The organism is Streptomyces actuosus (assembly GCF_016921115.1).
Taxonomy (GTDB): domain Bacteria; phylum Actinomycetota; class Actinomycetes; order Streptomycetales; family Streptomycetaceae; genus Streptomyces; species Streptomyces actuosus_A.
In genome coordinates this window covers 186,088-206,815 of the sequence record NZ_JAFFZS010000002.1, presented here as the reverse complement: position 1 = coordinate 206,815, position 20,728 = coordinate 186,088, and the positions used below count along the sequence as shown (strand labels likewise).

At 70.9% G+C, this 20,728-nt stretch carries 19 protein-coding genes; 11 read left to right on the top strand and 8 right to left on the bottom strand.

Annotated features, from left to right (window positions below):
* Window positions 1-60 precede the first annotated feature (60 nt).
* Window positions 61-1,140 (top strand): histidinol-phosphate transaminase, encoded by a 1,080-nt coding sequence (gene hisC / locus JS756_RS03870; protein ID WP_205381477.1) that lies wholly within the window; start codon window positions 61-63, stop codon window positions 1,138-1,140.
* Between the two features lie 56 nt (window positions 1,141-1,196).
* Here hisC and JS756_RS03865 read toward each other — a convergent pair whose 3' ends face one another.
* The gene (locus JS756_RS03865; RefSeq protein WP_205381476.1) at window positions 1,197-1,586 is read right to left on the bottom strand and encodes a cyclophilin-like fold protein; all 390 of its coding nucleotides are present in this window, start codon (window positions 1,584-1,586) and stop codon (window positions 1,197-1,199) included.
* Window positions 1,587-1,795: 209 nt separating this feature from the next.
* Between JS756_RS03865 and JS756_RS03860 the strand changes: the two genes are divergently transcribed.
* The 4 genes from JS756_RS03860 (at window position 1,796) to JS756_RS03845 (ending at window position 9,377) form a co-directional block, all read left to right on the top strand.
* Entirely contained in the window at window positions 1,796-3,304 is a 1,509-nt protein-coding gene (locus tag JS756_RS03860; protein ID WP_205381475.1) for a cytochrome ubiquinol oxidase subunit I, read from the top strand.
* Between the two features lie 20 nt (window positions 3,305-3,324).
* The gene (cydB, locus tag JS756_RS03855) at window positions 3,325-4,329 is read left to right on the top strand and encodes a cytochrome d ubiquinol oxidase subunit II (protein ID WP_205381474.1); all 1,005 of its coding nucleotides are present in this window, start codon (window positions 3,325-3,327) and stop codon (window positions 4,327-4,329) included.
* A gap of 60 nt (window positions 4,330-4,389) precedes the next feature.
* On the top strand, window positions 4,390-8,127 hold the full coding sequence (gene cydD / locus JS756_RS03850; RefSeq protein WP_205381703.1) for a thiol reductant ABC exporter subunit CydD: 3,738 nt from the start codon (window positions 4,390-4,392) through the stop codon (window positions 8,125-8,127).
* A 200-nt stretch (window positions 8,128-8,327) separates the two neighbouring features.
* On the top strand, window positions 8,328-9,377 hold the full coding sequence (locus JS756_RS03845; protein WP_205381473.1) for a M23 family metallopeptidase: 1,050 nt from the start codon (window positions 8,328-8,330) through the stop codon (window positions 9,375-9,377).
* Window positions 9,378-9,423: 46 nt separating this feature from the next.
* Here JS756_RS03845 and JS756_RS03840 read toward each other — a convergent pair whose 3' ends face one another.
* The 3 genes from JS756_RS03840 to JS756_RS03830 all read right to left on the bottom strand — a co-directional run bounded on the left by JS756_RS03840 (window position 9,424) and on the right by JS756_RS03830 (window position 11,846).
* Complete coding sequence (locus tag JS756_RS03840; protein WP_205381472.1) at window positions 9,424-10,311, bottom strand: Cof-type HAD-IIB family hydrolase; 888 nt, start codon at window positions 10,309-10,311, stop codon at window positions 9,424-9,426.
* A 40-nt stretch (window positions 10,312-10,351) separates the two neighbouring features.
* A complete protein-coding gene (locus JS756_RS03835; protein ID WP_205381471.1) occupies window positions 10,352-11,245 on the bottom strand; it encodes an LLM class flavin-dependent oxidoreductase in 894 nt (297 codons plus the stop codon).
* A gap of 289 nt (window positions 11,246-11,534) precedes the next feature.
* Window positions 11,535-11,846, bottom strand: coding sequence for a methyltransferase domain-containing protein (locus JS756_RS03830; RefSeq protein WP_205381470.1), 312 nt, complete (start codon window positions 11,844-11,846; stop codon window positions 11,535-11,537).
* Window positions 11,847-11,968: 122 nt separating this feature from the next.
* On the opposite strand from JS756_RS03830, the gene JS756_RS03825 reads away from it, so the two are divergent.
* Window positions 11,969-12,184, top strand: a complete 216-nt coding sequence (locus tag JS756_RS03825) for a winged helix-turn-helix transcriptional regulator (protein WP_307790297.1) — start codon at window positions 11,969-11,971, stop codon at window positions 12,182-12,184.
* 226 nt (window positions 12,185-12,410) lie between these two features.
* Here JS756_RS03825 and JS756_RS03820 read toward each other — a convergent pair whose 3' ends face one another.
* Complete coding sequence (locus tag JS756_RS03820) at window positions 12,411-13,175, bottom strand: SDR family oxidoreductase (RefSeq protein WP_205381468.1); 765 nt, start codon at window positions 13,173-13,175, stop codon at window positions 12,411-12,413.
* Between the two features lie 74 nt (window positions 13,176-13,249).
* Between JS756_RS03820 and JS756_RS03815 the strand changes: the two genes are divergently transcribed.
* Both JS756_RS03815 and JS756_RS03810 read left to right on the top strand, forming a co-directional pair.
* On the top strand, window positions 13,250-13,588 hold the full coding sequence (locus JS756_RS03815) for a darcynin family protein (protein ID WP_240203266.1): 339 nt from the start codon (window positions 13,250-13,252) through the stop codon (window positions 13,586-13,588).
* Window positions 13,581-14,168 (top strand): TetR/AcrR family transcriptional regulator, encoded by a 588-nt coding sequence (locus JS756_RS03810; RefSeq protein WP_205381466.1) that lies wholly within the window; start codon window positions 13,581-13,583, stop codon window positions 14,166-14,168. The genes JS756_RS03815 and JS756_RS03810 overlap by 8 nt, the downstream gene beginning before the upstream one ends.
* Window positions 14,169-14,392: 224 nt before the next feature.
* Here the strand turns inward: JS756_RS03810 and JS756_RS03805 are convergent, their stop codons facing one another.
* The 3 genes from JS756_RS03805 to JS756_RS03795 form a co-directional block, all read right to left on the bottom strand.
* The gene (locus JS756_RS03805) at window positions 14,393-14,941 is read right to left on the bottom strand and encodes an RNA 2'-phosphotransferase (RefSeq protein ID WP_205381465.1); all 549 of its coding nucleotides are present in this window, start codon (window positions 14,939-14,941) and stop codon (window positions 14,393-14,395) included.
* A 186-nt stretch (window positions 14,942-15,127) separates the two neighbouring features.
* Window positions 15,128-16,882: an SDR family oxidoreductase gene (locus JS756_RS03800; protein ID WP_205381464.1), complete on the bottom strand. Its 1,755-nt coding sequence runs from the start codon at window positions 16,880-16,882 to the stop codon at window positions 15,128-15,130.
* Entirely contained in the window at window positions 16,879-17,721 is an 843-nt protein-coding gene (locus tag JS756_RS03795; protein ID WP_205381463.1) for a M24 family metallopeptidase, read from the bottom strand. Before JS756_RS03795 ends, JS756_RS03800 begins: the two co-directional genes overlap by 4 nt.
* A 235-nt stretch (window positions 17,722-17,956) precedes the next feature.
* On the opposite strand from JS756_RS03795, the gene JS756_RS03790 reads away from it, so the two are divergent.
* From JS756_RS03790 to JS756_RS03780, 3 genes are read left to right on the top strand one after another with little or no spacing between them, the layout of a single operon-like run.
* Window positions 17,957-18,919 (top strand): ABC transporter ATP-binding protein, encoded by a 963-nt coding sequence (locus JS756_RS03790; protein WP_205381702.1) that lies wholly within the window; start codon window positions 17,957-17,959, stop codon window positions 18,917-18,919.
* Window positions 18,909-19,817, top strand: coding sequence for an ABC transporter permease subunit (locus JS756_RS03785; RefSeq protein ID WP_205381462.1), 909 nt, complete (start codon window positions 18,909-18,911; stop codon window positions 19,815-19,817). Before JS756_RS03790 ends, JS756_RS03785 begins: the two co-directional genes overlap by 11 nt.
* Window positions 19,814-20,725 carry an ABC transporter ATP-binding protein gene (locus JS756_RS03780; protein WP_205381461.1) on the top strand — a complete coding sequence of 304 codons (912 nt, stop codon included), beginning with the start codon at window positions 19,814-19,816 and terminating at the stop codon, window positions 20,723-20,725. Before JS756_RS03785 ends, JS756_RS03780 begins: the two co-directional genes overlap by 4 nt.
* Window positions 20,726-20,728 lie beyond the last annotated feature (3 nt).

The following is a 20,728-nucleotide window of genomic DNA, read 5'->3' as shown; positions in this document are numbered from 1 at the left end:
TAAGCAGTATTGGATTCCGGTGGCAGTGACAGGTCGCCGGGGGTCGCTAGGAGGACTGCGGTGAGTGACACGAGCCCGAAGCTGCGCGCCGAGCTGGCGGGGATCCCCACCTACAAGCCGGGCAAGCCGGCCGCTGCCGACGGCCCGGTGGCATACAAGCTGTCCTCGAACGAGAACCCCTATCCGCCGCTGCCCGGCGTGATGGAGAGCGTGACGGCGGCGGCCTCGTCGTTCAACCGCTACCCCGACATGGGGTGCACGGGGCTGATGAACGAGCTGTCGGAGCGTTTCGGCGTGCCGCTGTCGCACCTGTCCACCGGCACCGGCTCGGTCGGTGTCGCCCAGCAGCTGATCCAGGCCACGTCAGGCCCGGGCGACGAGGTCATGTACGCGTGGCGTTCGTTCGAGGCGTACCCGATCATCACGCAGATCAGCGGTGCGCGGTCGGTACAGGTGCCGTTGACGAGCGGAGATGTGCACGACCTGGATGCGATGGCGGACGCCGTCACCGACCGGACTCGGCTGATCTTCGTCTGCAACCCCAACAACCCGACCGGGACCGTCGTGAAGCGGGCGGAGCTGGAGCGCTTTCTGGACCGGGTGCCCGGTGATGTACTGGTCGTCCTGGACGAGGCGTACCGGGAGTTCATCCGCGACCCCGAGGTACCCGACGGCGTCGAGCTGTATCGGGACCGGCCGAACGTCTGCGTGCTGCGCACGTTCTCCAAGGCATACGGCCTGGCGGGCCTGCGCGTCGGCTTCGCCATCGCCCATGAGCCGGTGGCGGCGGCGCTGCGCAAGACGGCGGTGCCCTTCGGTGTGAGTCAGCTGGCGCAGGAGGCGGCGATCGCTTCGCTGCGCGCGGAGGACGAACTGCTCGGGAGGGTCGGCTCCCTGGTGTGTGAGCGCACGCGCGTGGTCGACGGGCTGCGCGCACAGGGCTGGACGGTGCCCGACACCCAGGCCAACTTTGTGTGGCTGCGGCTGGGAGAGTCCACGGTTCCCTTCGCTCAGGCGTGTGAGCAGGCGGGAGTAGTCGTCCGGCCGTTCGCTGGTGAGGGTGTGCGCGTGACGGTCGGGGAGTGCGAGGCGAACGACATCTTCCTCAAGGCGGCGGAAGGCTTCCGCAAGCAGGCGTAGGGAGGTCCTCGCCGATCCTTGTCGACGGGCTCCACTCCTTGAGGGGGTGGAGCCCGTCAGTCGTTCGCGAGTTCCACGCGTACGGGATCGCCGTCGCGCACTGTCGCCAGGATGCGGGGGTCTGCGTCCAGCGTGCCGAGGATGTTGCACGGGCTCGCGAGGCGGCACTCGTCGCCCTGTGAGATCGGCGTGGGGCCGTAAGGGAGGGCCAGGGCGTCACCGTCCGTCCAGAAGGCCACCGTTCCCGGTTCCACGACCTGTCGCGCATCCGTTTCACGTGAAACGGAGACGCCGGTGTCGAAGTAGACCTCCTCGCCCCAGGTGCAGGCGGTGGAGGTCAGCGGCAGCGTCCCGGCCAGAGCCCGGGTGGTCGGCGTGTCGTCGAGGGTCGCGGTGAGGTGGCCGGCAGGCCAGGAGATCCGGATCCGTGTGAGGTGCGTCTGCATGGCACACAATTCAACAAGATGTTGAACTTGGCGCCAAGGGGTCGATGTCACACCCAAGGGGGGACCCCCTGTCAACCGTCGAAAATCGGTCGGTCATAATAGGCTTGTGAATGTGAACGCGTTCACAAGCGTGTCCCGGTTGCTCCCGCGATGTGTGCGACAAAAGGGGCAAACTGCCGCTACCACGGCGATGTAAGGAGGCTGACGACGTGCACCTGGCTTTGGCGCCGGAGACACTGGCGCGCTGGCAGTTCGGCATCACCACCGTCTACCACTTCCTGTTCGTCCCCCTGACGATTTCCCTGGCTGCCCTGACGGCCGGATTGCAGACCGCCTGGGTGCGCACGGAGAAGGAGAAGTACCTCAGGGCCACCAAGTTCTGGGGCAAGCTCTTCTTGATCAATATTGCGATGGGTGTCGTCACCGGCATCGTGCAGGAGTTCCAGTTCGGCATGAACTGGTCGGACTACTCCCGATTCGTCGGTGACATCTTCGGGGCACCGCTCGCCTTCGAGGCCCTGATCGCCTTCTTCTTCGAGTCCACCTTCATCGGCCTGTGGATCTTCGGCTGGGACAAGCTGCCCAAGAAGATCCACCTGGCCTGCATCTGGATGGTCTCGATCGGCACGATCCTGTCGGCCTACTTCATCCTCGCGGCCAACTCCTGGATGCAGCACCCGGTCGGCTACCGGATCAACGAGGAGAAGGGGCGCGCCGAGCTCACCGACTTCTGGGCCGTCCTCACTCAGAACACCGCCCTCAGTCAGGCCTTCCACACCCTCACCGCGGCCTTCCTGACCGGTGGTGCCTTCATGGTCGGCATCGCCGCCTACCACCTGGCCCGCAAGAAGCACGTCCGCGAGATGAAGACCTCGCTGCGTCTGGGGCTGATCACCGTCATCGTCGCCGGCCTGCTGACCGCGGTCAGTGGTGACGTTCTCGGCAAGGTCATGTTCAAGCAGCAGCCGATGAAGATGGCCGCCGCCGAGGCGCTGTGGGACGGCCAGGACTCCGCCCCGTTCTCGATCTTCGCCTACGGTGACGTGGAGAAGGGACACAACAGCGTCGCCATAGAGATCCCGGGCCTGCTGTCCTTCCTCGCCAATGACGACTTCAGCTCGTACGTCCCCGGCATCAACGACGTGAACAAGGCCGAACAGGAGAAGTTCGGGCCCGGTGACTACCGGCCCAACATCCCCGTCACCTTCTGGGGCTTCCGCTGGATGATCGGCTTCGGCATGGCGTCCTTCGCCATCGGCATCGCCGGGCTGTGGCTGACGCGCAAGAAGTTCATGCTGCCGCAGCACCTGCACGTCGGTGAGGACGAGGTGCCGCACCTGGTGCTGTTCAGGAACAAGGCCCTCGGCCCGGAGCTCACCACCTGGTACTGGCGCATCGCGATCTGGACCCTGGCCTTCCCTCTGATCGCCAACTCCTGGGGCTGGATCTTCACGGAGATGGGCCGTCAGCCGTGGGTCGTCTACGGCGTGCTGCAGACCCGCGCCGCGGTGTCCCCCGGTGTCTCCCAGGGCGAGGTCCTGACCTCCATGATCGTTTTCACGGCGCTGTACGCCGTTCTTGCGGTGGTCGAGGTCAAGCTGCTGGTCAAGTACGTCAAGGCCGGTCCGCCCGAGCTGACCGACTCCGACCTGAACCCGCCCACGAAGATCGGCGGCGACTCCCGTGACGCCGACAAGCCGATGGCCTTCTCGTACTAGGCCGAGGGAGCTGCACAGTCATGGAACTGCACGACGTCTGGTTCGTCCTGATCGCCGTCCTGTGGATCGGCTACTTCTTCCTGGAAGGGTTCGACTTCGGGGTCGGCATCCTCACGCGGCTGCTCGCCCGCAACCGTCCCGAGCGCCGGGTGCTGATCAACACCATCGGCCCGGTCTGGGACGGCAACGAGGTGTGGCTGCTCACCGCGGGCGGCGCGACCTTCGCCGCCTTCCCCGAGTGGTACGCCACGCTCTTCTCCGGCTTCTACCTGCCGCTGCTGATCATCCTGGTCTGCCTGATCGTGCGCGGTGTCGCCTTCGAGTACCGGGCGAAGCGGCCGGAGGAGAACTGGCAGCGCAACTGGGAGACGGCGATCTTCTGGTCCTCGCTGCTCCCCGCGTTCCTGTGGGGGGTGGCCTTCGGCAACATCGTGCGGGGCGTGAAGATCGACCAGAACCTGGAGTACGTCGGGAATTTCTGGGACCTGCTCAACCCGTACGCGCTCCTCGGCGGGCTGGTGACGCTGACGCTGTTCACCTTCCACGGGGCGGTGTTCACGGCGCTCAAGACCGTCGGTGACATCAGGGAGCGGGCACGCACGTTGGCGCTCAAGGTCGGACTGGCCACCGCCGTGCTGGCGCTGCTGTTCCTGGTCTGGACCCAGGTCGACAGCGGTGACGCCCAGAGCCTGGTCGCCCTCGTCGTGGCCGTCGCCGCACTGGTCGCGGCACTGGTGGCCAACCAAGCCGGCCGCGAAGGATGGTCGTTCGCCCTCTCCGGCGTGACCATCGTGGCGGCTGTCGCCATGCTGTTCCTGACGCTCTTCCCGAACGTCATGCCGTCGACGCTGAACGCGGACTGGAGCCTCACGGTGACCAACGCTTCGTCCAGCCCGTACACCCTGAAGATCATGACGTGGTGCGCAGGAATCGCCACGCCGATCGTCCTGCTCTACCAGGGCTGGACGTACTGGGTGTTCCGCAAGCGGATCGGTACCCAGCACATCGCCGAGGCCGCACACTGAGGCCGAGCGGGGTGCGTTTCACGTGAAACGCACCTCCCAGGACCGAAGGGCATGTTCCACGTGAAACCGATCGATCCACGCCTTCTTCGTCACGCCCGCGCCACCCGTGCCTTCCTCGCGGCGGTCGTCGGACTGGGCGCGCTCGGCGCCGGCCTCGTCGTCGGCCAGGCGATGCTCATCGCCGAGATCGTGGTGGGTGCCTTCCAGCACGGACTGTCGGTTTCCGCCCTCCGTACCCCGCTGCTGCTCCTGGTCGCCGTCGCCTGCGGCCGGGCACTGGTCGCCTGGCTCACCGAGCTGGCCGCCCACCGGGCGAGCGCCGCGGTGAAGTCGGAACTGCGCGGACGCCTGCTGGAGCGGGCGTCCCGGCTCGGTCCGGGCCGGCTGAGCGGGCAGCGGACCGGATCGCTGGTCACCCTCGCCACGCGCGGCATCGATGCGCTGGACGACTACTTCTCCCGCTATCTGCCGCAGTTGGGCCTCGCCGTGGTGGTGCCGGTGGCGGTGCTGGCCCGCATCGTCACCGAGGACTGGGTCTCGGCCGCCATCATCGTCGGCACCCTTCCGCTGATCCCGGTCTTCATGATGCTGATCGGCTGGGCCACGCAGTCCCGGATGGACCGGCAATGGCAACTGCTGTCCCGGCTCTCGGGCCACTTCCTCGACGTGGTCGCCGGGCTCCCCACACTGAAGGTGTTCGGACGGGCCAAGGCCCAGGCCGAGTCGATCCGGCGGATCACCGGCGCCTACCGGCAGGCGACGCTGCGCACCTTGCGGATCGCCTTCCTGTCCTCCTTCGCACTGGAACTGCTCTCCACGCTCTCCGTGGCCCTGGTCGCGGTGACCATCGGCATGAGGCTCGTCCACGGTGAGATGGATCTCTACACCGGTCTGGTCATCCTGGTGCTGGCCCCCGAGGCCTATCTGCCGCTGCGCCAGGTCGGTGCGCAGTACCACGCGGCGGCCGAGGGCCTGTCCGCGGCGGAGGAGATCTTCGCCGTGCTGGAGACTCCCCTGCCCCAGTCGGGGACGGGCGCCGTGCCAGGGGGCGGTATCGACGTCGAGGAGGTGACGGTCCGCTACCCACAGCGGTCCGAGGACGCCGTGACGCGGGTGTCCTTCTCCGTCGCCGCCGGGGAGACGGTGGCGCTCGTCGGGCCCAGCGGGGCCGGCAAGTCCACGCTGCTGCACGCACTGCTGGGCTTCGTAAGGCCGTCCGCGGGGCGGGTCCGGGTCGGGGGAGCCGACCTGGCCGACATCGACCTGACCCGGTGGCGGTCGCAGATCGCCTGGGTCCCCCAGCGCCCCCACCTCTATGCCGGGACCATCGCCGAGAACGTGCGGTTGGCCCGGCCCGATGCCGATGACGCTGCCGTGCGACAGGCGCTCGCGGACGCAGGGGCGCTGGAGTTCGTCGACGCGCTGCCCGCCGACACACGGACCGTGCTCGGCGAGGACGGGGCCGGCCTCTCCGCGGGCCAGCGGCAGCGGCTCGCGCTGGCCCGCGCATTCCTCGCGGACCGGCCGGTGCTGCTGCTCGACGAGCCGACCGCCGCTCTGGACGGCGAGACCGAGGCAGAGATCGTCGAGGCGGTGCGACGACTGGCTGTCGGCCGCACGGTCCTGCTGGTGGTGCATCGGCCGGCGCTGCTCGCGGTGGCGGACCGGGTGGTGCGGCTGCCGGAGGTCCACCCTCACGGATCCGCCGAGCCCGCTCGCACCCCGGAGGCCGCGACACCGGCCCCGCGGACGCCGGACACCCGAGGCACCGGGGTGGCGGTGACCGACGAGCCTGTCCCCACCGCGTCGGGCGCCGGCACGGGCCTCGCCACACCCGGAGACCCGACCGCCTCCGCGACCGCACCAGGAGGCCTCAACGCTCCTCCCACGACCGCGGCGCCGGCCACGCCCACCGCATCCGAAGACGGTGACGGGCCTGAGGACCCCGCCGCCTCAGCGTCCGCGGACGCGCTCCCGGCCGGGAGGAGCGGCACGCTCGCCCGTGTCCGGGCCCTGTCCGGCCCGCGCCGGGGCCGACTCGTGCTGGCGCTGCTGCTGGGCAGCCTGGCCCTGGGCAGTGCCGTGGGGCTCATGGCCACGTCCGGCTGGCTGATCTCGCGGGCATCCCAGCAGCCCCCGGTGCTGTATCTGATGCTCGCCGTGACGGCGACACGCGCCTTCGGTATCGGGCGGGCCGTCTTCCGGTACGCCGAGCGGCTCGTCTCGCACGACGCCGTGCTGCGGATGCTCGCCGACACCAGGGTCGCGGTCTACCGGCGGCTGGAGCGGCTGGCGCCCGCGGGACTGCGCGGCGCGCGCCGCGGCGATCTGCTGTCGCGTCTGGTGGGTGACGTGGACGCTCTGCAGGACTACTGGCTGCGCTGGCTGCTGCCCGCCGGGGCCGCGGTGGTCGTCTCCGCCGCGTCCGTCGGGTTCACCGCCTGGCTGCTGCCGCAGGCGGGGGCCGTCCTGGCGATCGGGCTGCTGGCGGCCGGGGCCGGCGTTCCGGCGGTCACGGCGGCGGTGGCGCGGCGCGCGGAACGCCGGCTCGCCCCGGCCCGCGGCCGGCTCGCCGTCCGGGTCACCGATCTGCTCACCGGCACCGCGGAACTGACCGTCGCCGGAGCCCTGCCGGGACGGACGGCCGAGGCGCGGCGCGCCGACGGCGTGCTGACCCGGATCGCGTCGCGGGCGGCCGCCGCCACCGCACTCGGTGACGGACTCACCGCGCTGGTCTCCGGTCTGACCGTGGCCGCCGCCGCCCTGGTCGGGGCGCAGGCGGTCGTCGGCGGACGACTGGACGGCGTGGCCCTGGCCGTCGTGGTCCTCACGCCTCTGGCCGCCTTCGAGGCCGTGCTCGGGCTACCGCTCGCCGTGCAGTACCGGCAGCGGGTGCGCAAGAGCGCGGAGCGTGTGTACGACGTGCTGGACTCCCCCGAACCGGTGCGGGAACCGGAGCGGCCCCTGCCCGCGCCCGCGGTGCCGTTCCCGGTCGTCCTCCGGGGAGTGACCGCCCGCCACGCCGGGCAGGAGCGTGACGCGCTCGCCGGGTGCGACCTGACGCTGACGCGGGGTCGCAGGATCGCCGTGGTCGGTCCTTCGGGGTCCGGCAAGACGACGCTCGCGCAGGTGATGCTGCGCTTCCTGGACACCGACGCCGGCGTCTACACGCTGGGCGGGGTGGACGCGACCGCCCTGGAGGGCGACGCCGTACGGCGTCTGGTGGGGCTGTGCGCACAGGACGCGCACCTCTTCGACAGCTCGGTGCGCGAGAACCTCCTGCTCGCCAGGAAGGACGCCTCGGAGGAGGAGTTGCGCGGCGCACTGGCGCGGGCCCGGCTGCTTGCGTGGGCCGAGAGCCTGCCGGACGGGCTCGACACGCTGATAGGGGAGCACGGCGCCCGGCTGTCGGGCGGGCAGCGGCAGCGGCTGGCGCTGGCCCGGGCGCTCCTCGCGGACTTCCCCGTCCTGCTGCTCGACGAGCCCGCCGAGCACCTCGACCTGCCGACCGCCGACGCGCTCACCGCGGACCTGCTGGCCGCCACCGAGGGGCGCACGACCCTGCTCATCACCCACCGGTTGGCGGGCCTGGAGGCCGTGGACGAGGTGCTCGTCCTGGACGGGGGACGGGTGGCGCAGCGGGGACCCTACGCCGAGCTGGCCGCCGTGGACGGGCCGTTGCGGCGGATGGCCGCACGCGAGGCCGCGGCCGAGCAACTGTCCGTGGAGGCTACGGGAGCGGACGTACCGCTCGCCCGTGAAGGCATCGACCGTTCCGCCCCGTTCGCCCCGGCCTGACCTTCCGCAACCAAGGGGACGTGTCGGGCTCGTCGCACGTCCAGCGTCTCGCGGCCGCCCGCCGAGGGCCGCACGGCCGGTCCCGGTTGAAGCGGCCGGAGCGCCGCGAGCGCTCGGTCTTGAGCCATACGAGGTCCTGCGTCCCCCAGGCGTACGACTCGAACAGGACCGGAGCCGAGGACCGGGTCACGATCGCTGACATGCGCTCATCTCGACGCCGCCCTCTGCTCGCTCCGGTGCTGCTGTGCGCGCTCGCGGTCCTCGCGGCGCGTCCCACGGCGGCCGACGGCGACCCGGGGGACGACTCCGGCGTCAGCGCGCAGGTGGCGCACCTGTATCAGGAGGCGTCCGCCGCGACCCAGCGGTACGAGGCGGGGCGGCACGCGGCCGAGGCGCAGCGTGCGCAGGCCCAGCACTACGAGGAGCTCCTGGAACGCGAGCGGCTGGAGATGGACGCCTTGCGCAAGGACCTGGGCCGGATCGCGCGTGCCCAGTACCGCGACGGGGGCGGCCTGCCGTTGACCGCGCAGATCCTTCTCGCGGGCACGCCGGACCAGATGATGCGCAATCAGCATGCCTTCCTCCGCGCCGGCCTGATCGTCGACAACGCCGTCGGAAAGCGGCGCCGGGCCGAGGAACGGCTTCTCGCCGACGAGGCGAAGGCGCGGACGGCGTGGCAGGCGCTGGAGCAGCGGAACGCCGAACTCGCCGCCTTGAAGAAGGAGATCGACGACAAGCTGGAACAGGCGCGATGGCAGTTGCAGGGGCAGGCCGACGCCGCGGTCGCGGCGGGCAGCTGCCGGGGTGCCGTACGGCTGGATCAGCCGCCGATCGACGGTACGCACGCGTGGGTGGCGCCGGTGGAGACGTACCAGCTGTCGGCCGGGTTCGGCAGCGGCGGCGCGCGGTGGGCGCACCGGCACACCGGGCAGGACTTCGCGGTGCCGATCGGCACACCCGTGCGGGCGGCCGGGGCGGGCCAGGTGGTGAAGGTGTCCTGCGGAGGCGCCTTCGGCATCGAGATCGTGCTCCAGCACCCGGGCGGCTACTACACCCAGTACGCCCATCTGGCGGCCGTCACCGTCGACCAGGGGCAGCGGGTCGTCGCCGGGCAGTGGATCGGCCAGTCGGGCACCAGCGGCAACTCCACCGGGCCGCACCTGCACTTCGAGGTGCGGGTCACCCCGGAGATGGGCTCGGCTCTGGACCCGGTGCCCTGGCTGGCCGAACGAGGTGTTCCGGTGGGCTGACGAGTGCCGCCACAGGCCACGTTCGCCCCGTCGCGACGCCCAGCCCTCAGGGCAGCAGTCCCAGCAGTTCCTCGATCACGACGGCCACGCCGTCGTCGTTGTTGGCGACCGTCCGCCCCGAGGCCGCGGACACCACCTCCGGGTGGGCGTTGCCCATGGCGTAGGAGCGGCCCGCCCAGGTCAGCATCTCCACGTCGTTGGGCATGTCCCCGAAGGCGACGACCTCCTCGTGCGAGACGCCCCGCTCGGCGCAGCACAGGGCGAGGGTGCTGGCCTTGGAGACGCCCGGCCCGCTGATCTCCAGCAGGGCGCTCGGGCTGGAGCGGGTGACGTTGACGCGGTCGCCGAGGGCGAGACGGGCCAGGGTGAGGAACGCGTCGGGATCGAGCGTGGGGTGGAAGGCCAGGATCTTCAGCACCGGCTCGTCGGCGAGGGGGCCGCGCGGGCCGAGCAGTTCCTCGGCGGACATCAGGATGTCCGGTGTCTCCATGTGCAGCTTGGGGTAGTCCGGCTCCTGGTTGAAGCCGTACGTCTGCTCGATCGCGTACACCGTGCCCGGTGCCGCGTCGCGCAGCAGACCCACGGCTTCCAGCGCGTTCTCGCGGGCCAGCTCCCGCACCTTCACGAACCGGTGGGCGCCGGGACCGCCGTGCAGGTCGACCACGGCGGCACCGTTGCCGCAGATCGCCAGACCGTGGCCGTGGACGTGCTCACTGACGACGTCCATCCAGCGAGCCGGGCGGCCGGTGACGAAGAAGACCTCGATGCCGGCCTCCTCGGCGGCGGCCAGAGCGGCGACCGTGCGCGGGGACACCGACTTGTCGTCGCGCAGCAGGGTGCCGTCCAGGTCGGTGGCGATCAGCCGCGGCGGAGCAGCGGAGGCCGGGGTCTCGGGCTGTCGAGTCGCTGAGGTCACCCGCCCATTGTCCCGCATATGCCTGCACGCCCGTGCGGGAGTCCGCACATCTGAGGGATTACCCCACCTGGCCCGGGGCTTCCATGGCGATCTGCTCGAAGACCTTCTGGTCGGCGGCGAAGTCGGAGCCGGGGACGGGCCAGTGGACGACGATGTCGGTGAAGCCCAGTTCCCGGTGGCGTCCCGCGAAGTCCACGAACGCGTCGAGGGACGTCAGCGGCCGCCCGCGGTCCGGGGTGAATCCGGTCAGCAGGATCTTGTCGAGGGCGCTCACGTCCCGCCCGATCGCCGCGCACGCGTCGGCGAGCTTCTCCGACTGTCCGCGCAGGGCCGCGACGGACTGCTCGGGGGTGCCGTTCTCGTAGAGCCTGGGGTCGCCGGTGGTCACCCAGGCCTGGCCGTACCGGGCGGCGAGATGCATCCCGCGCGGACCGGTGGCGGCCACCGCGAAGGGCAACCGGGGGCGTTGCACGCAACCGGGGATGTTCCGGGCCTCGTGCGCCGAGTAGAAGTCACCCTCGTAGGAGACGGCGTCCTCGGTCAGCAGACGGTCGAGCAGCGGCACGAACTCGGCGAGGCGGTCGGCGCGCTCGCGCGGCGTCCACGGCTCCTGGCCGAGTGCCGTGGCGTCGAAGCCGGTGCCACCCGCGCCCACTCCGAGGGTGACCCGGCCGCCGGAGATGTCGTCGAGGGAGATCAGTTCCTTGGCGAGGGTCACCGGGTGCCGGAAGTTCGGCGATGTGACGAGGGTGCCCAGGCGCAGCCGGTCGGTGACCCCCGCGGCGGCGGTCAGCGTCGGGACCGCGCCGAACCACGGGCCGTCCCGGAACGTCCGCCAGGACAGGTGGTCGTACGTGTAGGCGGAATGGAATCCGAGGTCTTCGGCCCGCCGCCAGATCTTCTGTCCCTCGTCCCATCGACGGATGGGAAGGATCACCGTACTCAGTCGCATGCGGCGACGATACGCGTACATCGACACCCGTTCGTGGGCGCCGGACCCCTGCAGGCCGCGTCCCGCCGCGCCGGCCGACGGGCTGGGGGCCGGTGGCTACGACGAGTGCGAGCGTCGTGTGCACCGGTACCAGTGCGGCTCCGCCGCCGCGCAGTCCCAGCCGCCGCCCAGGAGCAAGGGGCAGCTCCTCCGGGGCGAGGCCGGCCGGTCCGAGGCCCCGTCTGCCCCGCGGAACCGCGCGGACCAGCAGTACGCACCCCGGTGCGGACAGGGACCGGACGGTGTGGGCTCATCGGGGCCGCCGTGCGGCGGGGACGCCGTGGAGACAGCCGTTGTCGAGCAGCAGGGTGACCGTGCCCGCGAGCCGGCCGTGCGGGTCGACCTGCCGGTGCTCGGTGACCTCGGCGACTCTCCATTCGACCGGGCGGGGCCGTTGCTGCTCGCCGCCGCCCCGGGCGACGGCCGGGGCGGCGGGAGCCGAGTCGACGGCGGTGACCGCCCAGCCGCGGGCGGCGAGGTAGCGTGCCTGAACGCTGCTGCCGCAGCCGAGGTCGACCGCGATCCCGGTGGGAAGCGCGCCCGGCCCCTCGACGGCGGCCATCAGGGGGCCGGTACGGCCTCGGTGCCCCAGGGGGTGAGGCCCAGGCGGTACCGGACGCGGTAGAGGGCGCGCATCGCCGGTCACCGGGCCGGGGCGACGGGGGCGTGCGGGGTCGGACGCGGGTGCTCCGCGACCTGCTCGCCGGCACGAAGCGCTTCTCGGAGCTGCGGGCCTCCTTGACCGGGATCAGCCCGAAGACGCTCACCGACCGGCTGCGCTCGCTGGAGGAGGACATGGTCGTGAGGGTCGTCCACGCGGAGGTCCCGCCGCGCGTGGAGTACACGCTGACGTCGCGAGGCCGTGCCGTGGAACCCGTGATCGCCGCGCTCGCCGCCTGAGGAGGCGGACGCGGCCGCGGCGGCACGTGACCCCGGCCCGGTGACGGGGGCACCGGGCCGCCGACGAGTGCGTCGCAGACGTGGAGCTCCGGCCGCGGTCAGGCCGCGCGGAGAACTCCCGACGGACGCCCTGCGCACCGCGGCGTGCACGCCCCGTGCTCCGTACGACCCGCCGCACGGTCACCCTGCCCACCGAACAGGAGGCGGAGACACCTTCTTCCCTTGGTCAGCCGTCCCGGAGCAGGCGGGCCACCAGCGTGGGGGACAGCCGGTGCAGGACCGTCAACGCACGGGTCTTTCCGATGCGGATGACCGGGCGGTTGCGGTCGAGGCCGCGCAGCAGGTCCGCGGCGGCCCGTTCCGGACTGATCTTGCCGCTGCCCCGGCCGGCCGTCATGGCCGTGTCGACCAGGGGCAGCACCGCCTCCGTCACCCGTATGCCCCGCTCGTCGTCGGCGAGCTGGTAGCGCAGGGCGGTCGTGTAGCTGCGCAGTGCGGCCTTGGTGGCGCAGTACACGGGGGCGGTGCGCTTCGGGGCCAGGGCCAGGGCCGAGGTGACGTTGACGATCAGGGCCCCGGGCGACATCAGCGGCAGGGCGAGTGCGGTGAGCTTGACCGGCCCGGTCAGGTTCGTTCCGATCTCCGTGTCCACGTCCCGCAGCAGTCCGGCGGGGTGGGGCCCGGCCGGTCGGTGGCCGAGCTGCACCGCCGCGTTGTTGACCAGCAGCCGTATGCCGCCGCGGGCACCCACCTGCTCCGTCATGGCGAGGATCTCGCTCTCCACGGAGAGGTCGCACCGGACGGCCTCGATCCCCGGAAGGGCGTCGGCGGCGGCCAGACGTTCCCGGTCCCGGCCGCAGACCACGACCCGCTCGCCGCGCTCCGCGAGCTGTCGTGCCAGCGCCAGGCCAACCCCCGCGGTGCCTCCGGTGATCACGGCCAGTCCCGGGCGTTCCGTACCGGACATCTCCACCCCCTGCCTCGTTCTCATTTCATTACAGCACTGTACTGTAATGAAATGAGGCCGGGAAGTGCCGGCGCAGGAGAAGGAGCATCGTGACGTACATGGTGATGAACATGCTGCAGTTCCAGCCCGCCTGGCTCCGGTTGGACCGGAGCGAGCGGGCCCGTGTCTGGGAGACCGTCAAGTCCCTGGCCGCCCGGGCTGAAGGAGTCCGGTTGCGCTGGTTCGACGTGGAGGCGTTCTGCGCCGACTTCAGCGACATCCTGTTCGTCGAGACCGAGGACCTCTCCGGCTACTACATGTTCTGGGAGGCGGTTCGGGACACCGAGTTGTTCTCGGTACCGTACGTCGAGATGAAGCAGACCGTGATCGGGGTCGAAGACGGGTTCACCGCATACGACAGGGCCGTCGCCGCGCAGGGGCCGGTGGCCGGTGGGTGAGCGACGACCCGCGCCGGGCAGGCCGCGCAGCGACGAAGCCTCCGCACGCATCCTGCGGGCCACGGTCGAGCTTCTGGCCGAGAGTGGGGCGGCCGGAGTGTCGGTCGACGCGGTGGCCGGCCGTGCGGGCGTCTCACGGCCCACGGTGTACCGGCGATGGAAGGACCGAACGGAGCTGATTGCGGCTGCGGTCCGGGACGCCTTCGCACGGACCAACCCCGAAGCCCCGCACACCGCCGACCTGCGGGCGGACCTCGTCACCGTGCTGTCCAACACCATGCGCCTCCTCACCGGCACCGAACTCGGCCGCGTCATTGCCGGGCTGGTCAGTGAACTGCCCAGATCGCCCGAGCTCGCCGCCGCCCTGCGCGAGGTGGAGAGGGACAGGCGCGAGGTCCTCCGACAGGTGCTGCGCCGCGCCCAGGAGCAGAACCTGCTGCGATCGGCCGATGTGGAGCTGGCCGTCGATCTCCTGCTCGGTCCGGCCTACTTCAGGTTGCTCATCACCGGCGACCCCGTCTCCCCCGAACTCGCCGTGGAACTCGCTGAAGTGGTGGTCGCCCCGCCGTATCCCGAGTGACCGGCCCGGGTGAGTTCCCGGGATCACCAGGGTGCCCAGCCGCATCGGCTCGGTGACGGGCACGGCTGCCGCAGGGTCGGGACGGGGACGGAACCGAACCAGGGACCGACCCGAAAGCCGCGCCAGGACAGGTGGTCCCAGGAGTACGCGGTGTGGAAAGCCGAGGCTCTCGGCGAACGCCCAGGCCACGGGGCGCCCTCGTGCCGGCGGCGGTGGGGGAGGGCTCAACGCGGTTCCGTGAACCGTAGGTACCGCGCAGGCACGGCCTTCGTCAGCCACACCCCGTTGGCACTCAGGTGGAAGACATGGCCGTCGCGGTGCATGGCGCCCGCGTCCACCGCCAGCACGACGGGCCGTCCGCGGCGGGCGCCGACCCGGGTGGCGGTCTCGCGGTCGGCGGAGAGGTGCACATCGTGCCGGTTCATCGGCCGCAGCCCCTCCGCACGGATCGCGTCCAGACGGCGGGCCACCGTCCCGTGGTAGAGGTACTCCGGCGGGGTCGCGGGCGGCAGGCCCAGGTCGACGTCGACGCTGTGGCCCTGGCTGGCGCGGATGCGCGTGCCCTCGATCGCGAACCGCTTCTTGTCGTTGGCGGCCACCACGTGGTCGAGTTCTTCGCGGGTGAACCGGAACCCGTGCGCGGCGGCCGCCGAGAGCAGGGTGTCGATCTCGGTCCAGCCGCCTTCGTCGAGCGTGAGCCCGATGCGTTCCGGTTGGTGCCGCAGATGCTTCGAGAGGTACTTCGACACCTTCACGGTGCGTCTTTCGTCCATCGCATCAGCATGAGCGACGAGACGAGGATCACGCACGTCGATTGCGTGCCGAAGGTTTGATCCACAAGCAACTACAGTTATGCACAGGCTAGTTGCCGATTCTGTGGACAAGACGCCTGCCTTGCAGGGTGCTTGACCAACAACCTTTGCCCCCACCAGGTTTGAGTTGTCTCCGGCCAACTCGCCTCACACAGGAGGCTTGATGCGGGCCAGTGCCCTCAACACCATTGGGGAGAAACGGGACAGAAGGTGTGCGCCGCGCGCCTCGGGCGTCACCGGCACCACCGCTTCGTCGCGGGCCACGGCACGCAGAATCGCGTCGGCCACCTTCTCCGGCGGGTAGTTGCGCCGCCCGTAGAGGCGGGCGGTGCGCTGCTGCCGGCGGGCCTCCTCCTCCGCGTCGACGCCCGTGAAACGCGCCGTCGTGGTGATGTTCGTGTTGACCAGCCCGGGGCAGATCGCCGTAACCCCGATGTCCTGCCCGGCCAGTTCGGCCCGCAGGCATGCGGAGAGCATCAGCACGGCGGCCTTCGATGTGCTGTAGGCGGGCAGGGCGCGCGACGGCTGATAGGCCGCCGCGGAGGCGATGTTGACGATGTGGCCGCCTTGGCCGCGCTCGGACATCTGCCGTCCGAAGAGGCGGCACCCGTGGATGACTCCCCACAGATTGACATCGAGGACCTTGCGCCAGTCGTCGGACGTCGTGTCGAAGAATCCGCCGGACAGACCGATGCCCGCGTTGTTCACCAGTACGTCCACGACGCCGAGTTCGGTGTGGACCTTCTCGGCGAGCTTCTCCATGGCCTGCTCGTCGGAGACGTCGGCGGTCTCCGACCAGGCCTCGGGTGCGCCGACGAGACGTGCCAACTCGGCGGTGCGCACCGCGCTTTCGGTATCGCGGTCGACGGCCACCACGCGGGCACCTGCCTCGGCGAACGCGAACGCCGTGGCCCGGCCGATTCCGCTACCCGCGCCCGTGACCAGTACGAGCTGCCCTCCGAAGCGGTCCGAGTACCGGCCGGTGGGCCGCTGTTCGGGACGGCCGCCCTCGACGGCCGTGACGAACTCCTCGATCCAGGCGCTGACCCGGTCCGGCCGGGTACGCGGGACCCAGTGCCCGGCGGGCAGCACGCGGCGGGTCAACTGCGGTGCCCAGGACTCCAGTTCGTCGTAGAGCCGCTGCGACAGATAGGCGTCGTCCTCGGGCGTGACGAGCTGCACCGGAGCGTGCGCGTAGGCGTCGGCGCGCGGTCTGCTCAGCCGCGCCCGCACGTTGTCGCGGTACAACCAGGCGCCGTGCGCCGCGTCGTCGGGCAGCGAGGCGGTCGGGTAGTCGCCGCGGGGAACCTTCTCCAACCGCTCCAGCAGACGCGGCCAGCGCCTGCCGAGCGGTCCCCGCCAGGCGAGTTCGGGCAGCCGGGGAGTGTGCAGCAGGTAGACGTACCACGACTTGGCGCCCTGGCCGAGGAGTTGGCCGACGCGGCGCGGGGTGGGCCGCTTGACCCGCTGCCCGATCCAGTGGCCGAAGTGGTCCAGGGAGGGACCCGACATGGAGGTGAAGGAGGCGATCCTGCCCTGCGTGCGCCGGACCGTCACGAACTCCCAGCCCTGCACCGAGCCCCAGTCGTGGCCGACGAGGTGGACGGGCCGGCCGGGGCTGACCGCGTTCGCGACGGCGAGGAAGTCGTCGGTGAGCTTCTCCAGCGTGAAACCGCCGCGCAGCGGCAGGGGAGCGGAGGAACGGCCGTGCCCGCGGACGTCGTACAGGACGACGTGGAAGCGGTCGGCCAGCCGGGACGCGACCTCGGACCACACCTCCTTGCTGTCCGGATAGCCGTGCACCAGCACCACCGTCGGCTGCCCGGGGTCGCCCAGCTCGACCACGCACAGATCGACCCCACCGGCCCGTACCCGGCGCTCGCGCGCACCCTTCAGCGTCACTTGTCCTCCGCCCAGCGCCGCACGTGCGGCAGATCGTCGTCCAGCCAGAAGGCGCTCTCCTCGGGATCCCGCGAGTCCGTGACGACCAGGATCTCCTCGAACTTCGCGCCGGTGCCGCGGAAACCGAGGTGCGGTTCCACCGCCCACAGGCCCGGTTGCGGCGGGTGGTCGGAGAACCGGTACGGCGACCACAGCGGGGACCATCCCTCGCGGTGGCCGTGCAGCACGTCGCTCGCCAGCCCCTTCAGGGCCTGTGTGCCGAACCCGAAGAGCCGCGGCGAGAAGCGGCGCGGGCGGACCCGGTCCACCTTGTGCGCGATCACCCCGAACGGGTAGGCGCGGTGCCGGTTGGCACAACCCTGGCGGACCATGAGGCGGTCCACGTCCTCGTAGATCTCCCGCAGGGGCCGCCGCTCGCGCACCTCGTCGAGGATCAGCGCACGGTGCGCCTCCAGGTCGGCCGTCAGCCGGTGCTGCACCGGGTTGGGGCCGAGGGCGCCCGAGTAGCCGATGTCCGCGGTGCATCCCTCGAACACCGGGGCCATGTCCAGGATGAACGGCATCCCGGGCTCCAGGCGGCGGTCGGTGGGAAAGAACTGGAGCGGCACCCGGAAGTTCACGAACGCCGTCCGGTCCCCGAACCAGGCGAACGGCATGTGGAACCAGTCCGCGACACCCCGCTCGCGCAGCCACTCACGCTGCATCCGGGCCGCCTCACGCTCGGTCACACCCGGTTCCAGCCGGGCCGCCACCGCCTCGGCGCACTCGTACGCCAGGCGCTGCACCCGCCTGAATCCCCGCAGTTCGGCGGAGACTTCGCGGGTCACTGCCGTCGTCATGCCAACGCCTCCAGCGGTTCTCGGCGACTGCGCTACGTGCCCGTAACGTGACATGGGCGAATCTGGCACTTGTTAGAGACGGCGTCAATAGGGAGGTCGGAGTCGGCGCGCACGCGGCGCGTAGCTCTCAGGGAGCAGATCCCCTACGGGCCCGTACGACTGCAGGCTGACGCCAGGACGGCTCTTCGGTCTGACGACCTCCGTGGTGTGCGTCACTATCGTCGACGACGTGACTGTGATCGCGACCGAAAGCCTGAGCAAGCGGTTCCCCCGGGTGACCGCCCTCGACCGGCTGTCCGTGGACATCGGACCCGGAGTGACCGGACTCGTCGGCGCCAACGGTGCCGGCAAGTCCACCCTCATCAAGATCCTGCTCGGCCTGTCCCCCGCCTCGGAGGGCCGCGCCGAGGTGCTCGGACTCGACGTCGCGGCCCGGGGCACCGCCATCCGCGAGCGCGTCGGCTACATGCCCGAGCACGACTGCCTGCCGCCCGACGTCTCGGCCACCGAGTTCGTCGTGCATATGGCTCGCATGTCCGGTCTGCCGCCCACCGCCGCCCGCGAGCGCACCGCCGACACCCTGCGCCACGTCGGCCTGTACGAAGAGCGCTACCGCCCCATCGGCGGCTACTCCACGGGAATGAAGCAGCGTGTGAAGCTCGCCCAGGCCCTCGTGCACGACCCGCAGCTGGTCTTCCTGGACGAGCCGACCAACGGCCTCGACCCCGTCGGCCGCGACGAGATGCTCGGACTGATCCGCCGCATCCACCGCGACTTCGGCATCTCGGTCCTGGTCACCTCCCACCTCCTCGGCGAACTGGAACGCACCTGCGACCACGTCGTCGTGATCGACGGCGGCAAACTCCTGCGCTCCAGCTCCACCACCGACTTCACCCAGACCACCACCACCCTCGCCATCGAGGTCACCGACTCCGACGAGCACCCCGACGGCACCCTCGCGGTGCGCGAGGCCCTCGGCGCGCTCGGTGTCGGTGTCCAGGACGGCAGCGGCCTGCCCGGCGCGGGCCACACCCTGCTGCTCACCGCGAGCGGAGAGGAGACCTACGACCTGGTCCGCGACACCGTCGCCGGCCTCGGCCTCGGACTGGTCCGCATGGAGCAGCGCCGGCACCACATCTCGGAAGTGTTCACCAGCAGCGACGAGCCGCGGAAGGAGGCGACCGGCCATGGCGGTTGAGCATTCCGCAGCCGCGACGTCCGCAGACCAGACCCGTATCCACGACATCGGCTACCGCGCCTACGACGGCCCGCGCCTCGGCCGCTCGTACGCGACCCGCGCGCTGTACTCGCAGTCCCTGCGCGGCGCCTACGGCCTGGGCCGGTCGGCGAAGTCCAAGGTCCTGCCGATGCTGCTGTTCGTGGTGATGTGCGTTCCCGCGGCGATCATGGTCGCCGTGGCCGTCGCCACCAAGGCGCACGACCTGCCCGTCGCGTACACGCGCTACGCGATCATCATGCAGTCGGTGATCTGCCTGTACGTCGCCTCGCAGGCACCCCAGTCCGTCTCGCGGGACCTGCGCTTCAAGACCGTCCCGCTGTACTTCTCGCGCCCCATCGAGACCGCGGACTACGTCCGGGCGAAGTTCGCGGCGCTGGCGTCGGCGCTGTTCGTCCTCACCGCGGCGCCGCTGCTCGTGCTCTACGTCGGCGCGCTGCTCGCCAAGCTCGACTTCGCCGACCAGACCGAGGGATGCGCACAGGGTCTTCTCTCCGTGGCACTGCTCTCGCTGCTCTTCGCCGGCATCGGCCTCGTCATCGCCTCGGTCACCCCGCGCCGCGGCTTCGGCATCGCGGCCGTGATCGCCGTACTGATCATCTCCTACGGCGCGGTCTCCACCCTCCAGGCCATCGCCGACTCCCAGGACAACCCCGGCGCCATCCCGTGGATCGGCCTGTTCTCACCGGTCACCCTCATCGACGGCGTGCAGTCGGCCTTCCTCGGCGCGGAGCCCTCCCACCCCGGCGGGCACGGGCCCGACACCGCCCAGGGCATCGTCTACCTCGCCGTCGTCCTGGGCCTGATCGCCGCCGCCTACGGGCTGCTGCTGCGCCGCTACAAGAAGGTGGGACTGTGACCACGCTCTCCCTCGACCACGTCTCCCGCTGGTTCGGCAACGTGGTCGCCGTCAACGACATCACCATGACCATCGGCCCCGGCGTCACCGGGCTGCTCGGCCCCAACGGTGCCGGAAAGTCCACCCTCATCAACATGATGGGCGGCTTCCTCGCGCCCTCCACCGGCTCCGTCACCCTCGACGGGCGGCCCGTGTGGCGCAACGAGGAGATCTACCGCCACATCGGCATCGTGCCCGAGCGCGAGGCCATGTACGACTTCCTCACCGGACGCGAGTTCGTCGTGGCCAACGCCGAACTGCACGGCCTCGGCGCGAAGGCGGCGGCGCGCGCCCTGGCCACCGTCGAGATGGAGTACGCGCAGGACCGCAAGATCGCCACCTACTCCAAGGGCATGCGGCAGCGGGTGAAGATGGCCAGCGCCCTCGTCCACGACCCGTCGCTGCTGCTGCTCGACGAGCCGTTCAACGGCATGGATCCGCGCCAGCGCATGCAGCTCATGGAACTGCTGCGGCGCATGGGCGCCGAGGGCCGCACCGTGCTGTTCTCCTCCCACATCCTGGAGGAGGTCGAGCAGCTCGCCTGGCACATCGAGGTGATCGTCGCCGGACGGCACGCGGCCGGCGGCGACTTCCGCCGGATCCGCCGCCTGATGACCGACCGTCCGCACCGCTACCTGGTCCGCTCCAGCGACGACCGCGCCCTGGCGGCCGCGCTGATCGCCGACCCGTCGACGTCCGGCATCGAGGTCGACACGGCCGAGGGCGCGCTGCGCGTCCAGGCCGTCGACTTCGCCCGCTTCACCACCCTGCTGCCGCGCGTCGCCCGGGACCACGGCATCCGGCTGCTGACGGTGTCGCCGTCCGACGAGTCCCTCGAATCCGTTTTCTCGTACCTGGTCGCGGCGTAGGAG

Bases quoted from the DNA above. Each gene is read 5' to 3' on its own strand.
- JS756_RS03795 (WP_205381463.1), bottom strand. From the start codon at position 17,721: ATGACGACGGCAGTGACCCGCGAAGTCTCCGCCGAACTGCGGGGATTC.
- JS756_RS03830 (WP_205381470.1), bottom strand. From the start codon at position 11,846: ATGGCCGCCGTCGAGGGGCCGGGCGCGCTTCCCACCGGGATCGCGGTC.
- JS756_RS03815 (WP_240203266.1), top strand. From the start codon at position 13,250: ATGGTGATGAACATGCTGCAGTTCCAGCCCGCCTGGCTCCGGTTGGAC.
- JS756_RS03835 (WP_205381471.1), bottom strand. From the start codon at position 11,245: ATGCGACTGAGTACGGTGATCCTTCCCATCCGTCGATGGGACGAGGGA.
- JS756_RS03865 (WP_205381476.1), bottom strand. From the start codon at position 1,586: ATGCAGACGCACCTCACACGGATCCGGATCTCCTGGCCTGCCGGCCAC.
- JS756_RS03845 (WP_205381473.1), top strand. From the start codon at position 8,328: ATGCGCTCATCTCGACGCCGCCCTCTGCTCGCTCCGGTGCTGCTGTGC.
- JS756_RS03820 (WP_205381468.1), bottom strand. From the start codon at position 13,175: ATGAGAACGAGGCAGGGGGTGGAGATGTCCGGTACGGAACGCCCGGGA.
- JS756_RS03785 (WP_205381462.1), top strand. From the start codon at position 18,909: ATGGCGGTTGAGCATTCCGCAGCCGCGACGTCCGCAGACCAGACCCGT.
- JS756_RS03805 (WP_205381465.1), bottom strand. From the start codon at position 14,941: ATGGACGAAAGACGCACCGTGAAGGTGTCGAAGTACCTCTCGAAGCAT.
- cydB (WP_205381474.1), top strand. From the start codon at position 3,325: ATGGAACTGCACGACGTCTGGTTCGTCCTGATCGCCGTCCTGTGGATC.
- JS756_RS03840 (WP_205381472.1), bottom strand. From the start codon at position 10,311: ATGCGGGACAATGGGCGGGTGACCTCAGCGACTCGACAGCCCGAGACC.